This is a genomic window from Spiroplasma endosymbiont of Melieria omissa, from assembly GCF_964031175.1.
GTDB classification, from domain to species: Bacteria; Bacillota_I; Bacilli_A; order Mycoplasmatales; family VBWQ01; genus Spiroplasma_E; species Spiroplasma_E ixodetis_A.
The window spans coordinates 333,844-348,261 of record NZ_OZ035012.1 but is presented as its reverse complement, the minus strand read 5'-3'; the positions used below and the strand labels follow the sequence as shown (position 1 = coordinate 348,261).

At 22.4% G+C, this 14,418-nt stretch carries 25 protein-coding genes and 2 pseudogenes; 13 read left to right on the top strand and 14 right to left on the bottom strand.

What is annotated here, in order from left to right:
- The first annotated feature begins 46 nt into the window (after positions 1-46).
- Both ACQH26_RS02265 and ACQH26_RS02260 read left to right on the top strand, forming a co-directional pair.
- The gene (locus ACQH26_RS02265; protein WP_425381863.1) at positions 47-406 is read left to right on the top strand and encodes a helix-turn-helix domain-containing protein; all 360 of its coding nucleotides are present in this window, start codon (positions 47-49) and stop codon (positions 404-406) included.
- A gap of 40 nt (positions 407-446) precedes the next feature.
- On the top strand, positions 447-935 hold the full coding sequence (locus ACQH26_RS02260; protein WP_425382140.1) for an IS630 family transposase: 489 nt from the start codon (positions 447-449) through the stop codon (positions 933-935).
- On the opposite strand, the gene ACQH26_RS02255 is transcribed toward ACQH26_RS02260, so the two are convergent.
- Entirely contained in the window at positions 928-1,146 is a 219-nt protein-coding gene (locus ACQH26_RS02255) for a hypothetical protein (RefSeq protein WP_425382727.1), read from the bottom strand. The genes ACQH26_RS02260 and ACQH26_RS02255 overlap by 8 nt on opposite strands.
- Positions 1,147-1,218: 72 nt before the next feature.
- On the opposite strand from ACQH26_RS02255, the gene ACQH26_RS02250 reads away from it, so the two are divergent.
- A complete protein-coding gene (locus ACQH26_RS02250; protein WP_425382726.1) occupies positions 1,219-2,025 on the top strand; it encodes an Mbov_0401 family ICE element transposase-like protein in 807 nt (268 codons plus the stop codon).
- Here ACQH26_RS02250 and ACQH26_RS02245 read toward each other — a convergent pair.
- From ACQH26_RS02245 to ACQH26_RS02230, 4 genes and pseudogenes are all read right to left on the bottom strand, one after another.
- The gene (locus tag ACQH26_RS02245) at positions 2,022-2,510 is read right to left on the bottom strand and encodes an IS630 family transposase (RefSeq protein ID WP_425381862.1); all 489 of its coding nucleotides are present in this window, start codon (positions 2,508-2,510) and stop codon (positions 2,022-2,024) included. The genes ACQH26_RS02250 and ACQH26_RS02245 overlap by 4 nt on opposite strands.
- Before the next feature lie 40 nt (positions 2,511-2,550).
- Positions 2,551-2,910, bottom strand: coding sequence for a helix-turn-helix domain-containing protein (locus ACQH26_RS02240; RefSeq protein ID WP_425381863.1), 360 nt, complete (start codon positions 2,908-2,910; stop codon positions 2,551-2,553).
- 362 nt (positions 2,911-3,272) lie between these two features.
- Positions 3,273-4,097, bottom strand: a pseudogene (locus tag ACQH26_RS02235) (IS256 family transposase); the annotation flags it as partial.
- Positions 4,098-4,109: 12 nt separating this feature from the next.
- A complete protein-coding gene (locus ACQH26_RS02230; protein ID WP_425381872.1) occupies positions 4,110-4,604 on the bottom strand; it encodes a transposase family protein in 495 nt (164 codons plus the stop codon).
- Between the two features lie 288 nt (positions 4,605-4,892).
- Between ACQH26_RS02230 and ACQH26_RS02225 the strand changes: the two genes are divergently transcribed.
- The 5 genes from ACQH26_RS02225 (at position 4,893) to ACQH26_RS02205 (ending at position 7,243) form a co-directional block, all read left to right on the top strand.
- A complete protein-coding gene (locus ACQH26_RS02225) occupies positions 4,893-5,252 on the top strand; it encodes a helix-turn-helix domain-containing protein (RefSeq protein ID WP_425382360.1) in 360 nt (119 codons plus the stop codon).
- A 40-nt stretch (positions 5,253-5,292) separates the two neighbouring features.
- Positions 5,293-5,511: a transposase gene (locus tag ACQH26_RS02220; protein ID WP_425382155.1), complete on the top strand. Its 219-nt coding sequence runs from the start codon at positions 5,293-5,295 to the stop codon at positions 5,509-5,511.
- A 113-nt stretch (positions 5,512-5,624) separates the two neighbouring features.
- Positions 5,625-5,984, top strand: a complete 360-nt coding sequence (locus ACQH26_RS02215; protein ID WP_425381863.1) for a helix-turn-helix domain-containing protein — start codon at positions 5,625-5,627, stop codon at positions 5,982-5,984.
- A gap of 371 nt (positions 5,985-6,355) precedes the next feature.
- A complete protein-coding gene (locus ACQH26_RS02210; protein WP_425381863.1) occupies positions 6,356-6,715 on the top strand; it encodes a helix-turn-helix domain-containing protein in 360 nt (119 codons plus the stop codon).
- A gap of 162 nt (positions 6,716-6,877) precedes the next feature.
- Positions 6,878-7,243: a transposase gene (locus ACQH26_RS02205; RefSeq protein ID WP_425382725.1), complete on the top strand. Its 366-nt coding sequence runs from the start codon at positions 6,878-6,880 to the stop codon at positions 7,241-7,243.
- Positions 7,244-7,245: 2 nt separating this feature from the next.
- Here the strand turns inward: ACQH26_RS02205 and ACQH26_RS02200 are convergent.
- Positions 7,246-7,545 (bottom strand): annotated as a pseudogene (locus ACQH26_RS02200) (alanine--tRNA ligase-related protein); the annotation flags it as partial.
- Between the two features lie 22 nt (positions 7,546-7,567).
- Positions 7,568-8,167, bottom strand: coding sequence for an IS3 family transposase (locus tag ACQH26_RS02195; RefSeq protein WP_425382724.1), 600 nt, complete (start codon positions 8,165-8,167; stop codon positions 7,568-7,570).
- Between the two features lie 80 nt (positions 8,168-8,247).
- Between ACQH26_RS02195 and ACQH26_RS02190 the strand changes: the two genes are divergently transcribed.
- Together ACQH26_RS02190 and ACQH26_RS02185 are read left to right on the top strand one after the other, a co-directional pair.
- Positions 8,248-8,595 (top strand): transposase family protein, encoded by a 348-nt coding sequence (locus ACQH26_RS02190; RefSeq protein WP_425381897.1) that lies wholly within the window; start codon positions 8,248-8,250, stop codon positions 8,593-8,595.
- A 4-nt stretch (positions 8,596-8,599) separates the two neighbouring features.
- The gene (locus ACQH26_RS02185; RefSeq protein WP_425381872.1) at positions 8,600-9,094 is read left to right on the top strand and encodes a transposase family protein; all 495 of its coding nucleotides are present in this window, start codon (positions 8,600-8,602) and stop codon (positions 9,092-9,094) included.
- On the opposite strand, the gene ACQH26_RS02180 is transcribed toward ACQH26_RS02185, so the two are convergent.
- The gene (locus tag ACQH26_RS02180; RefSeq protein ID WP_425382723.1) at positions 9,068-9,301 is read right to left on the bottom strand and encodes a hypothetical protein; all 234 of its coding nucleotides are present in this window, start codon (positions 9,299-9,301) and stop codon (positions 9,068-9,070) included. The genes ACQH26_RS02185 and ACQH26_RS02180 overlap by 27 nt on opposite strands.
- Before the next feature lie 41 nt (positions 9,302-9,342).
- Positions 9,343-9,621: a transposase gene (locus ACQH26_RS02175; protein WP_425381925.1), complete on the bottom strand. Its 279-nt coding sequence runs from the start codon at positions 9,619-9,621 to the stop codon at positions 9,343-9,345.
- 166 nt (positions 9,622-9,787) lie between these two features.
- Between ACQH26_RS02175 and ACQH26_RS02170 the strand changes: the two genes are divergently transcribed.
- Positions 9,788-10,147 (top strand): helix-turn-helix domain-containing protein, encoded by a 360-nt coding sequence (locus tag ACQH26_RS02170; protein WP_425381863.1) that lies wholly within the window; start codon positions 9,788-9,790, stop codon positions 10,145-10,147.
- Positions 10,148-10,187: 40 nt separating this feature from the next.
- Positions 10,188-10,676 (top strand): IS630 family transposase, encoded by a 489-nt coding sequence (locus ACQH26_RS02165; protein ID WP_425382722.1) that lies wholly within the window; start codon positions 10,188-10,190, stop codon positions 10,674-10,676.
- On the opposite strand, the gene ACQH26_RS02160 is transcribed toward ACQH26_RS02165, so the two are convergent.
- The 5 genes from ACQH26_RS02160 to ACQH26_RS02140 form a co-directional block, all read right to left on the bottom strand.
- Positions 10,673-11,170, bottom strand: coding sequence for a type IV secretory system conjugative DNA transfer family protein (locus ACQH26_RS02160; protein ID WP_425382721.1), 498 nt, complete (start codon positions 11,168-11,170; stop codon positions 10,673-10,675). The genes ACQH26_RS02165 and ACQH26_RS02160 overlap by 4 nt on opposite strands.
- A 3-nt stretch (positions 11,171-11,173) precedes the next feature.
- Positions 11,174-11,431 carry a hypothetical protein gene (locus ACQH26_RS02155; protein ID WP_281749754.1) on the bottom strand — a complete coding sequence of 86 codons (258 nt, stop codon included), beginning with the start codon at positions 11,429-11,431 and terminating at the stop codon, positions 11,174-11,176.
- Positions 11,432-11,443: 12 nt separating this feature from the next.
- Entirely contained in the window at positions 11,444-11,608 is a 165-nt protein-coding gene (locus ACQH26_RS02150; RefSeq protein WP_281749753.1) for a hypothetical protein, read from the bottom strand.
- A gap of 3 nt (positions 11,609-11,611) precedes the next feature.
- Positions 11,612-12,394, bottom strand: a complete 783-nt coding sequence (locus tag ACQH26_RS02145; RefSeq protein WP_425382720.1) for a TraM recognition domain-containing protein — start codon at positions 12,392-12,394, stop codon at positions 11,612-11,614.
- Between the two features lie 216 nt (positions 12,395-12,610).
- Entirely contained in the window at positions 12,611-13,426 is an 816-nt protein-coding gene (locus ACQH26_RS02140) for an ATP-binding protein (protein ID WP_425382719.1), read from the bottom strand.
- Positions 13,427-13,563: 137 nt separating this feature from the next.
- Between ACQH26_RS02140 and ACQH26_RS02135 the strand changes: the two genes are divergently transcribed.
- Positions 13,564-14,395, top strand: a protein-coding gene (locus ACQH26_RS02135; RefSeq protein ID WP_425382123.1) for an IS5 family transposase whose coding sequence is annotated in 2 segments (ribosomal slippage) — positions 13,564-13,833 and positions 13,835-14,395 — 831 coding nt in all. Because the reading frame shifts where the segments join, the coding sequence is not laid out codon by codon here.
- The last annotated feature ends 23 nt before the right edge of the window (positions 14,396-14,418 follow it).

The following is a 14,418-nucleotide window of genomic DNA, read 5'->3' as shown; positions in this document are numbered from 1 at the left end:
AAAGTACAATTCAGCAATAATTAAAATAGATTAGGAAGATTAAATTATGCCAAAACCATACAGTGAAGACTTACGAAGAAAAGTAATAGAAGCTTATGAAAGTAAAAATATGAAAATTAAAGAAATTTGTAAAGTGTTCAATATCACTAGAAAGACTTTATTTTTATGAAGAAAAAGAAAAAAAGAAACTGGGCATATAAAACCAATTTTGAATTATCAAAAAGGACATAGCCACAAAATAAAGGATTTAGATGAATTAAAAAATTATTTAGCAGAAAATAAAGATGTTACAGTTCAAAAAGTAATTGATAAATTTGGAAATATGACTAAAGAAACAGTTTATAACTATTTTAAAAAACTAAATTATACATATAAAAAAAACTTTTCTATATGAACAAAGAGATAAAAATAAACAAGAAGATTTTTTAAAAGAAATAGCTAAAATAATGAATGAAGATTTAGTATATATTGATGAATCTGGAATTGATGATAATGAATTTTATAAATATGGTTGATCTGAAAAAGGTAAAAGATTATTTGATAATAAACCCGCATATAAAATAAAGAGAATGAGTATAATTGGTTCACTAAATAAAGGTAAATTAAAAGCCTTATGAGCATTTGAAGAACATTGCAATAGTAAAATTTTTGAATCATATGTTAAAAATAAACTAATTCCAGTATTAAAGCGTGGACAAATTATAGTTTTAGATAATGCAACGTTTCATAAATCTAAATTAACACAACAATTAATTGAAAATGCTGGATGCAAACTATTATTTCTTCCGCCATATTCTCCTAATTTAAATCCAATTGAACATTTTTGATTTGCTATAAAACATAATATAAGAAAAATATTACCAAATTATTGACCAAATATTAAAAAAGCGATTGATTTTGTTTTTCAAGATATGAGTAAACATTACTTTAGTTAGCTATAAATAAATCAAATGCTAAACAATTTCAAGTTTTTCTTGTTCCACGTGCAGTTGGTACAAAACGATAAAAACAGTTGGTAGTGAAAAATTCTGCTCATTCATCACCAACAAATTCTTTAAAAATATCTCAACTAAAACCATAATTATTATCACTAAAATTAAGATTATATTTTTTATTTAATTGTGCATAACTACTAATAAAAGCCATATTTTCTCCTTATTTTTAAAAAAAATTAAACTTAAACTATTAACAAATCCAATTTAGAAAGGAAAATTAAACATGAGTGCAAAATACAAATGAATTTATCAAAAAGAATGTGCTAATATTAATCAATTAGTATTAGCACATATAAAACAAAAATGAGAAAAATTAGATAGAAAATTTTTTAAAACAAGAGATAAAAATAAATATAAAATTGTTGATTATAAAGAAAGAAAAAGAAAAACAAAATATGGCATAGTAATTTATAAACGACGTATTTATAAATATTATAACATAGAATTACAAAAATGAGTACGTATTTGTTTAGTTGATGAAGAGTTAGAATTACCCAAATATAAAAAAATTGGAGAAGACATAGAACAAATTGTTATTGAATATTTTGCTGATGGAAAAAGATACAAAGATATTTGTGATATTTTGAAAGATGCTGGTTTAACTATTATGGATATTCATAGAATTTTTGAAAAACATAAAGTTTTTAATAAAAATGTAGAAAAAATTAAATTAGAAAAAAATCAACCCATTTATATTAGCATTGATGATGGTCATCGAAAGTTTTGAGAAATTAAAAGAAAAATTAATAAATATTCAATGCGTTTAGTAGCATTTTATACGGATAATATTAATCACAAATTAGTTAATAAAAGAGTGAATGTTATTATCAGATCAAATAAAACAGCAATTGGAGTTAAGAAAACTGCTGAATTTATTTTAGAACAAGGAAAAAGATTTTTTGAAAATTTTGAACAAGCCAAAATCATTATTTGTGGAGACAGTGCAGGATGAATTAAAGAAGTTGCTGATTATTTAAATGCACAGTTTGTTTTAGATAAATTTCATTTAATTAGAACATTATATAGCTAACTAAAGTAATGTTTACTCATATCTTGAAAAACAAAATCAATCGCTTTTTTAATATTTGGTCAATAATTTGGTAATATTTTTCTTATATTATGTTTTATAGCAAATCAAAAATGTTCAATTGGATTTAAATTAGGAGAATATGGCGGAAGAAATAATAGTTTGCATCCAGCATTTTCAATTAATTGTTGTGTTAATTTAGATTTATGAAACGTTGCATTATCTAAAACTATAATTTGTCCACGCTTTAATACTGGAATTAGTTTATTTTTAACATATGATTCAAAAATTTTACTATTGCAATGTCCTTCAAATGCTCATAAGGCTTTTAATTTACCTTTATTTAGTGAACCAATTATACTCATTCTCTTTATTTTATATGCGGGTTTATTATCAAATAATCTTTTACCTTTTTCAGATCAACCATATTTATAAAATTCATTATCATCAATTCCAGATTCATCAATATATACTAAATCTTCATTCATTATTTTAGCTATTTCTTTTAAAAAATCTTCTTGTTTATTTTTATCTCTTTGTTCATATAGAAAAGTTTTTTTTATATGTATAATTTAGTTTTTTAAAATAGTTATAAACTGTTTCTTTAGTCATATTTCCAAATTTATCAATTACTTTTTGAACTGTAACATCTTTATTTTCTGCTAAATAATTTTTTAATTCATCTAAATCCTTTATTTTGTGGCTATGTCCTTTTTGATAATTCAAAATTGGTTTTATATGCCCAGTTTCTTTTTTTCTTTTTCTTCATAAAAATAAAGTCTTTCTAGTGATATTGAACACTTTACAAATTTCTTTAATTTTCATATTTTTACTTTCATAAGCTTCTATTACTTTTCTTCGTAAGTCTTCACTGTATGGTTTTGGCATAATTTAATCTTCCTAATCTATTTTAATTATTGCTGAATTGTACTTTTAAATTCAAAAACTGTTTAAATTACATATTATTATTTTACATTATTTATGAGTAAACATTACTTTAGTTAGCTATATCTTGGTATACTTGCAGGAAATAAAGGTAAATATTGACAAGAATATGATACTTGTAAAAATTTAATTGAAAATGGTCAATATGATAAGTTAATTAATTATTTATATAAAGAATTAGATAATCATAAAAATTAAAAAAACAATATTTTAAAAATAATAAACAAGGCATTATTAATCAAAGTGCTAAGTGAAATAAAGGTGAGGCTTTTATGTAATCTGTGTATCTTTGTTTTACAAAGTTACTAGTTCAGATTAATTCTATCTTCAAATTTTATCATAAAATGAGCAATTGCTGTATTTCAATTTTGAATGGGCATTGTTCATTTTTTTGTTATATTTTCAATTGCTAAGTAAAATATTTTGAAAACTGCCATATCATTAGGAAAAACTTTTTTATTTCTGATAACTTTTCGTAATTGACTATTAACAGATTCAATAGCATTTGTAGTATAAATCACTCTTTTAATTTCTGGTGGATAACTAATAAAAACCATTAAATTATCTCAATTTTTATATCAAGATTTAGTAATTTGCGGATATTGTTTATTTCATTTACTTTCAAATGATTCTAAAGCTTGCATTGCTTGTTCTTCACTACATGCACTATAAATTGGTTTTAAATCTGCAACTAAGGTTTTTCGATGTTTGTATGAAACATATTTTAAACTATTTCTAATTTGATGAACTATGCATAATTGATGTTCAGTTTTAGGATAAACTGCTTGTATTGCTTCTGACATGCCTGTTAAATTATCACTACAAGCAATCAAAATATCATTTAAGCCTCGATTTTTCATTTCTGTAAAATTAGCTAGTCAAAATTTAGAACCTTCATTTTCACTAATTCATAAACCTAAAACATCTTTTTTGCCTTCTAAATCCACTCCTAATGCTATATAAACTGATTTGTTAATAATGCGTTTATCTTGCCGTACTTTAACTACTATACAATCAAAATAAACAATAGAATAAATACTTTCTAATGGTCGATTTTGCCACGCCTTGACATCATCTATCACATCATCAGTAATTTGACTAATAACACTTTCACTAATATCTGCACCATGATATAACTAGACTTACTGCATAACGTTTTTAAGTTTTAATGATAAATTATAAAATCCTGCAATTAAATTAAATCTTAAAAATATTCGTTTTCTACCTTTTCTAAATTTATAACCAATAATTTTAAAACATTTTAAAAATGCAAAAACATGTTCAATTTTTCTGCGAGTTTTATTAATAATCTTATTAAAAATTTTAATTTTACTTGTTTTAGGATTATTTTTACTAGTTTTAATGGGTAAAAATGTATTACTATGAATTTTTTGTAAACCTTGATAACCTTTATCTGCAAGAATTACAGTTTCTGACAAAAATTCTAACTTTGAATTTTTAAAAGTTTTAAAATCATGATTTTTACCAGTATCAGGAAAAATATTTAAAATTTCATTAGTATGTGCATTAATTATGGTTTGAAACTTAACAGTATGCATTCATTTTTTGCCAGAAAATCAATCTTTTTGATTATATTTTGGTCGTTCTGTTTCTACTTCTGTTACATCAATTATCAAAATTTTATTTTTGAATTCTTCTTTTTAAAAAAATATTTTTATTTGTTAAATTATTAAACTTATTATTATTTATTAAAATGTCTTCAATTGAACGAATATTTCGTAAAGCAGTAGTATCAACCATATCATACTCAGCACCAATACTATGATATGTACGATTTTCATATATAGCTAACTAAAGTAATATTTACTCATAAATAATGTAAAATAATAATATGTAATTTAAACAGTTTTTGAATTTAAAAGTACAATTCAGCAATAATTAAAATAGATTAGGAAGATTAAATTATGTCAAAACCATACAGTGAAGACTTACGAAGAAAAGTAATAGAAGCTTATGAAAGTAAAAATATGAAAATTAAAGAAATTTGTAAAGTGTTCAATATCACTAGAAAGACTTTATTTTTATGAAGAAAAAGAAAAAAAGAAACTGGGCATATAAAACCAATTTTGAATTATCAAAAAGGACATAGCCACAAAATAAAGGATTTAGATGAATTAAAAAATTATTTAGCAGAAAATAAAGATGTTACAGTTCAAAAAGTAATTGATAAATTTGGAAATATGACTAAAGAAACAGTTTATAACTATTTTAAAAAACTAAATTATACATATAAAAAAAACTTTTCTATATGAACAAAGAGATAAAAATAAACAAGAAGATTTTTTAAAAGAAATAGCTAAAATAATGAATGAAGATTTAGTATATATTGATGAATCTGGAATTGATGATAATGAATTTTATAAATATGGTTGATCTGAAAAAGGTAAAAGATTATTTGATAATAAACCCGCATATAAAATAAAGAGAATGAGTATAATTGGTTCACTAAATAAAGGTAAATTAAAAGCCTTATGAGCATTTGAAGGACATTGCAATAGTAAAATTTTTGAATCATATAGCTAACTAAAGTAATATTTACTCATAAATAATGTAAAATAATAATATGTAATTTAAACAGTTTTTGAATTTAAAAGTACAATTCAGCAATAATTAAAATAGATTAGGAAGATTAAATTATGCCAAAACCATACAGTGAAGACTTACGAAGAAAAGTAATAGAAGCTTATGAAAGTAAAAATATGAAAATTAAAGAAATTTGTAAAGTGTTCAATATCACTAGAAAGACTTTATTTTTATGAAGAAAAAGAAAAAAAGAAACTGGGCATATAAAACCAATTTTGAATTATCAAAAAGGACATAGCCACAAAATAAAGGATTTAGATGAATTAAAAAATTATTTAGCAGAAAATAAAGATGTTACAGTTCAAAAAGTAATTGATAAATTTGGAAATATGACTAAAGAAACAGTTTATAACTATTTTAAAAAACTAAATTATACATATAAAAAAAACTTTTCTATATGAACAAAGAGATAAAAATAAACAAGAAGATTTTTTAAAAGAAATAGCTAAAATAATGAATGAAGATTTAGTATATATTGATGAATCTGGAATTGATGATAATGAATTTATAAATATGGTTGATCTTAAAAAGGTAAAAGATTATTTGATAATAAACCCGCATATAAAATAAAGAGAATGAGTATAATTGGTTCACTAAATAAAGGTAAATTAAAAGCCTTATGAGCATTTGAAGGACATTGCAATAGTAAAATTTTTGAATCATATAGCTAACTAAAGTAATATTTACTCATAAATAATGTAAAATAATAATATGTAATTTAAACAGTTTTTGAATTTAAAAGTACAATTCAGCAATAATTAAAATAGATTAGGAAGATTAAATTATGCCAAAACCATACAGTGAAGACTTACGAAGAAAAGTAATAGAAGCTTATGAAAGTAAAAATATGAAAATTAAAGAAATTTGTAAAGTGTTCAATATCACTAGAAAGACTTTATTTTTATGAAGAAAAAGAAAAAAAGAAACTGGGCATATAAAACCAATTTTGAATTATCAAAAAGGACATAGCCACAAAATAAAGGATTTAGATGAATTAAAAAATTATTTAGCAGAAAATAAAGATGTTACAGTTCAAAAAGTAATTGATAAATTTGGAAATATGACTAAAGAAACAGTTTATAACTATTTTAAAAAACTAAATTATACATATAAAAAAAACTTTTCTATATGAACAAAGAGATAAAAATAAACAAGAAGATTTTTTAAAAGAAATAGCTAAAATAATGAATGAAGATTTAGTATATATTGATGAATCTGGAATTGATGATAATGAATTTATAAATATGGTTGATCTTAAAAAGGTAAAAGATTATTTGATAATAAACCCGCATATAAAATAAAGAGAATGAGTATAATTGGTTCACTAAATAAAGGTAAATTAAAAGCCTTATGAGCATTTGAAGGACATTGCAATAGTAAAATTTTTGAATCATATGTTAAAAATAAACTAATTCCAGTATTAAAGCGTGGACAAATTATAGTTTTAGATAATGCAACGTTTCATAAATCTAAATTAACACAACAATTAATTGAAAATGCTGGATGCAAACTATTATTTCTTCCGCCATATTCTCCTAATTTAAATCCAATTGAACATTTTTGATTTGCTATAAAACATAATATAAGAAAAATATTACCAAATTATTGACCAAATATTAAAAAAGCGATTGATTTTGTTTTTCAAGATATGAGTAATCATTACTTTAGTTAGCTATATAATAAATTAGCATCTAAATTTAATCATTTTTTACTAGTTAAAAATTCCCATCCTCAAATAATAGCTTCTTTTTTAAAATAATCACCAATTGAAAAATTACCTAACATTTCAAAAAAAGTTTGATGTCTTGCTGTAATACCAATATTTTCAATATCATTAGTTCTAATTGCTTTTTGTGAATTTGCTAATCTTTTAGCAATTGGGGTTTGTCGTCCATCAAAATATGGTTTTAATGTAGCAACTCCAGAATTAATCCACAATAGTGAAGGATCATCATTTGGAACAAGTGATGCACTGGAATGGCAACACTTTTTAGGACTATTTTTTGGTAGACATTTGTTTTTGATAATTAACTGGAGTTAAGTAGTTTAAAGTGCTGTGGATTCTTATGTTGTTGTATCAATTGATGTAATCAAATAATTCTAATTTTAATTGGATTAATGATCTAAAATTTTTATCATTAATAAATTCAGTTTTGAAAGTTTTAAAAGTTGCTTCAGCAACAGCATTGTCATAAGGACAACCTTTTTTGCTTAAAGAGCGAGTAATATTGAATGCTAGTAAAAGTTTATCAATAATTTTATTATTAAATTCATTACCACAATCACTATGAAATATTTGAATATCTTTTAAACAGCGATTTGATTGCATAAATGCTTGATGTACTAATAAGGCATCTTTTCTAGTACCTACACTATGTCCAATAATTTCGCGGTTAAATAGGTCAATTAATAAGCAAATATAGTTTCATTTACCATTAACTTGAACATAAGTTAAATCACTGACAATAACTTCATTTTTAAGCCTATTATTAAAGTTTCTATTCACAAGATTAGTGATTTTTTCATCATTTACTTTGTTATTATGATTTTTGAATGATAATTTAGTGTATTTTGATATTAAATTATGCTTATTCATAAGACTTACTGCATAACTAGTTAACTTTTCATTTTTTTGTTATTATTAAAATAAAATTTGAATAGTTAAGGATAAATTTTATGACATATTTTGAATTAAAAGATAAACCGGATCAATATTTTCGTAAAATAGTTGGTATTAATAAACTAGTTTTTAATGAAATTTTAAATATTTTATTAGATCATCAAAATCTAAAAAATACCACTGGTGGAAGGCCATATAAAATGTCAATAGAAGATAGACTAGTAATGACTTTAAGATATTTATATGAAAATCGTACATATCATAGTATTGGTGCTGAGTATGATATGGTTGATACTACTGCTTTACGAAATATTCGTTCAATTGAAGACATTTTAATAAATAATAATAAGTTTAATAATTTAACAAATAAAAATATTTTTTTAAAAAGAAGAATTCAAAAATAAAATTTTGATAATTGATGTAACAGAAGTAGAAACAGAACGACCAAAATATAATCAAAAAGATTGATTTTCTGGCAAAAAATGAATGCATACTGTTAAGTTTCAAACCATAATTAATGCACATACTAATGAAATTTTAAATATTTTTCCTGATACTGGTAAAAATCATGATTTTAAAACTTTTAAAAATTCAAAGTTAGAATTTTTGTCAGAAACTGTAATTCTTGCAGATAAAGGTTATCAAGGTTTACAAAAAATTCATAGTAATACATTTTTACCCATTAAAACTAGTAAAAATAATCCTAAAACAAGTAAAATTAAAATTTTTAATAAGATTATTAATAAAACTCGCAGAAAAATTGAACATGTTTTTGCATTTTTAAAATGTTTTAAAATTATTGGTTATAAATTTAGAAAAGGTAGAAAACGAATATTTTTAAGATTTAATTTAATTGCAGGATTTTATAATTTATCATTAAAACTTAAAAACGTTATGCAGTAAGTCTATAATTTCTTTAATTTTTCGTCTTGATAAATAAATTTCTTGGTTTTCTAATATTACTTTTAATCTTCTTGTTCCATAAACACATTTATTTTCTTTAAAAGCACTAATAATAGCTTCATCATAAATATTATTTTGAATTTTATTTTCTTTTTTCTTTAAATTAAAATAATATGTTGATTTAGAAATTTTTAAAAAATGACACATTGTGCGAATTTTATATTTAAACTTATTGTTTGTAATAATTTCTATTTTCTGCCTATTATTAGTGCTGCTTGCTTTAAAATATCATTTTCCATTCTTAATTGTTTTAATTCTTTTCTTAATTTAATTAATTCATTTTCTTCAACAGAACGATTATCTTTAGCTTTAAAACTACCTGAATTAGTAAATTGCTTAATTCAATTATAAGTAGCTGCTCTTGTAACATTATATTCTTTAGCAAGGTAAGATACTGATTTGCCGCTTTGATATAAAGCTACTATTTGTTTTTTAAATTCATCGGTATATGAATTAATATTGGCCATAATTATAGTTCCTTTCTTTCAACTAATTTGTTCACTTGTCTACGTATAGCTAACTAAAGTAATATTTACTCATAAATAATGTAAAATAATAATATGTAATTTAAACAGTTTTTGAATTTAAAAGTACAATTCAGCAATAATTAAAATAGATTAGGAAGATTAAATTATGCCAAAACCATACAGTGAAGACTTACGAAGAAAAGTAATAGAAGCTTATGAAAGTAAAAATATGAAAATTAAAGAAATTTGTAAAGTGTTCAATATCACTAGAAAGACTTTATTTTTATGAAGAAAAAGAAAAAAAGAAACTGGGCATATAAAACCAATTTTGAATTATCAAAAAGGACATAGCCACAAAATAAAGGATTTAGATGAATTAAAAAATTATTTAGCAGAAAATAAAGATGTTACAGTTCAAAAAGTAATTGATAAATTTGGAAATATGACTAAAGAAACAGTTTATAACTATTTTAAAAAACTAAATTATACATATAAAAAAAACTTTTCTATATGAACAAAGAGATAAAAATAAACAAGAAGATTTTTTAAAAGAAATAGCTAAAATAATGAATGAAGATTTAGTATATATTGATGAATCTGGAATTGATGATAATGAATTTTATAAATATGGTTGATCTGAAAAAGGTAAAAGATTATTTGATAATAAACCCGCATATAAAATAAAGAGAATGAGTATAATTGGTTCACTAAATAAAGGTAAATTAAAAGCCTTATGAGCATTTGAAGGACATTGCAATAGTAAAATTTTTGAATCATATGTTAAAAATAAACTAATTCCAGTATTAAAGCGTGGACAAATTATAGTTTTAGATAATGCAACGTTTCATAAATCTAAATTAACACAACAATTAATTGAAAATGCTGGATGCAAACTATTATTTCTTCCGCCATATTCTCCTAATTTAAATCCAATTGAATATTTTTGATTTGCTATAAAACATAATATAAGAAAAATATTACCAAATTATTGACCAAATATTAAAAAAGCGATTGATTTTGTTTTTCAAGATATGAGTAAACATTACTTTAGTTAGCTATATATAGAATAAGCATTTAAAATAATGGTAGGAATAATAATATTTTGAGTTTTTCCACTGCCAGTAGCACCAATCACAAGTGCATGTGTTTTATTTATAGTATTAACAACTGGTAATTTATGAATAATTGATAATTTTGTAACAAAACCATATTTATCAGTTTTATGATATAAGCAACATTCTGCAAAGTTTTTAGTAAATTCTTTTTTACTTAAAAACTTATTTTCTTGTAAATCATTGCTAAAATTATTTTTATAAAAACATTTTCATCAAAGAAAAAATGATATGCTTACACAACAAATTAACGCTAAAATTAAAGAAAAAGGAGCAAAAAAATAATTGAATGGTTCGAAAAAAGTAAAGTTTAATTTTTGTAAAAAAATAAAAATATTTAATACACTTGCTATATATCAAAAAATTATTGATATAAACAAGGTTAAAATTATACAAATTAATAGTTTTTTATTAATTTTTATATTTTTAATTTTCATAATTTATAATATTTCCTCATCTTCACTTTCAATAAAATTGAACATTCTTTCGTTTTGCTTTTCCAACATTTTTTCAAAACTTTTTAAGTTATATGCTCTTTCTTTTTCACTCATTTTACCTTTCGTTTGTTTCTCAAAATCTTTTAACATTTCTTCTGCAATACCTTTGTTTTCACATTTATCACAAAAATAAAAATTTTTAAAACCAGTCATATATTTTGCTAAATCTTGTTTTTTACATCTTTTACAAATTGCGTTCATAATATTTTCTCCTTAATGTATATTCATTTTTTTAAAATAATTTAGATTTGCAATACCTTGATGTTTTTCACATGGTCTGAAATTCATTTTTTCTAAATCATCAGAAATTCTAAAAGTTGGTGCACATTCATGACATTTAAACAATTCAGCTATTTGGTCTGCTTCTTCTTTTGTCATTAACTATCACTCCTTATTTTCTCAAGCATTTTTTTCTTCTTCTGTTGCTTCAATACTTAAAAATGTTCTTTTATTTGAACCAATTGTTAATAAACATTCACCTTGATCTGCTTTTCTAATTGCATTTAATTCATCATTATTTAATCCTCCTTGTACAATACTATTATAATCTTGTAAATCTTTATCTGCTAAATGATGAACGAATTGATAATCACAATTGTTTAATATTGCTTCTGCTTCTCTTTTAATTTCATCACTTCCTACAAAATCATTTATATTTTGAGTAATTACATACATAATGCCGTTATATTTACGAATTCTTTTTACCATTTCATATAAAAACTGTAAAGCAATTAAATTTTGTTTATTAATTAATAAGTGTGCTTCATCAACAGCAATACAAATCCATTCTTGTCGTTCAATTGGTAATTTTGCATTTTTATTTTTATTTTTAATAACTTCATTTTCTAAAAATTGCAACATTAAGTATTGTTGAGAATTAATAATTTGACGATTTTTTCTTAAATTATAAATATCAAAAATAATAAATTTATCATCCTTAACATCTAGTGTTGTATAACCATTTCATAATTCACCATAAGCACCTTCATTTGAAAGTTGTTTTAAATAGCTAAGTAATTGTTGGTCATTTTCATATTTGCTATCTTTAAATTTATTTAAAGCATTTTCATATAAATTTTGTAAAGTGGGTCATTGATTATTTTTAATATTTTTTAATTTAGTTAAAGTTGTAATTTTATGATTTTTATAAGTTAAAAATAACATTTCTTCTAAGAACCTGTTTAGGATCTTTTTAATAGAATTTAACTAAAACAAGAAATAATCATTTATAAATAGGTACTTAACCAATAATTTATTTTCTTTTTCATTTTTTTGTTAAAAAGATTTTATCATTTGAAAACTTATCGACTAAAAATCTATTTTTTATTATAAAATAACCATTATAATATAAATTTTATTAAAAATTAATCAAAAAAGATCCTAAACAGGTTCTAACATAGCAATTAAAACATCATTCGTATTTAAGTTACTAAAAATTAATTTAAATCATTCTTCTAAACTACGAATATGACCTTTTAATTCATTTTCTTGTTGTGGTGTTTCATCTTCATCAAAGAAATGAAAAACTTGTAATGGATTGATTAAACCAGTTTTAGCATTCCCACAATCAATAATTTTAGCATTATAAAAAATTGAAAAACCAAGAAATTCGCGTTCAGGATCAATAATATATATTTTTGTTTTGTTCAAATACAATCAATTAAGTTGTTTTTTAATATTAAAACTTTTACCAGTACCAGATTTTCCAACTACAAAAACATTATTATTATTTCTTTTTTTCTTATCTCTTATTTTGATATCTAAAAAACAAGGAACGCCAATAGCCGTTTGTCCTAAATAAAAACCATTATTATCAAGTAAATTGTTATTTAAAAATGGAAAACAGCTTGCAATCGAATTTGTTGACATTTCATTATAATTAATTTTATTTTTATCATTATAATTAATTCATAAATTTAATAAACTATCTTGTTGTTTATAACTTAATTTATCTAAAATCATATTGTTTTGATTAATAACAGTGAATAATTTATTGTTAATATTTTTTAATTCATCTAAGCTTGAAGAATACGTAATAAAACTTAATTGAGTAAATTTAATAACTTCATTCTCATTTTTTATTCTATAAATTAATTCTTTAAAACTTTCTGCATAATTTTCATAATCTACATCTTCACTTATTTTTTTAGCATTAAAAGAGTTCATTTGTATTTTTATATAACCGTTATCTAACATTTTTATTGCTTGATTTTTATCTAAATCAATTACATTAAATATTAAATTCGTTTGCTCTAATTTACTAAGAACCTGTTTAGAATCTTTTCGAAAATAATGTAAAATGATTATATATTTTAAAATCAGAGGTATATATTATGCATAAAAATTATCCAAGTCATGTCACCAAAGAACAATTTGAGAACATAAAATCAATTTTAGAAAATAGCAAAAAGAAAACAAAACCAAGAAGTTTAGATTTATATGAAGTATTTTGTGCAATTTTATATGTATTAAAAAGTGGTTGTCAATGAAGAATGCTACCAAAAAATTTTCCAAAATGACAAACTGTATATTATTATTTTCAAATTTGAAGTAAAAATAACGGTAAAGAAGCTAGTGTATGGCAATTAATTTTAAAAAAAATTGGTTAAAAAAGTTCGTATCAACAATAATCGCAAAGAACAAACTAGTTTTTGTATAATTGATTCGCAAAGTGTTAAAAATACAGATACTACTGAAAATAAAGGTTATGATGCTGGTAAAAAGATTTCAGGAATAAAGCGTCATATTGTTGTTGATTCTCAAGGTTTACCACATGCAATTTACATAACCACAGCAGAAAAAACAGATCGTAATAGTGCTATAATAATGATTGAAAATGAAAAAGAAAATCTTTCTGCAGTTCAAAAAATAATAGTAGATGCTGGTTATACTGGTGAAAAATTTGCTTCTGAAATCAAAACAATCATAAATGCAAATGTTGAAATTATAAAACGCAATGAACTACATACTTTTGTAGTATTACCAAAAAGATGAATTGTAGAACGAAGCTTTGCTTGATTAGAAAAATACAGAAGATTATGAAAAAATTGTGAAAGAAAACTAAATACTAGTTTACAAATGGTTGTTCTTTCCTTTATTTCAATTTTATTAAAAAGATTTTATCATTTGAAAACTTATCGACTAAAAATCTATTTTTTATTATAAAATAACCATTATAATATAAATTT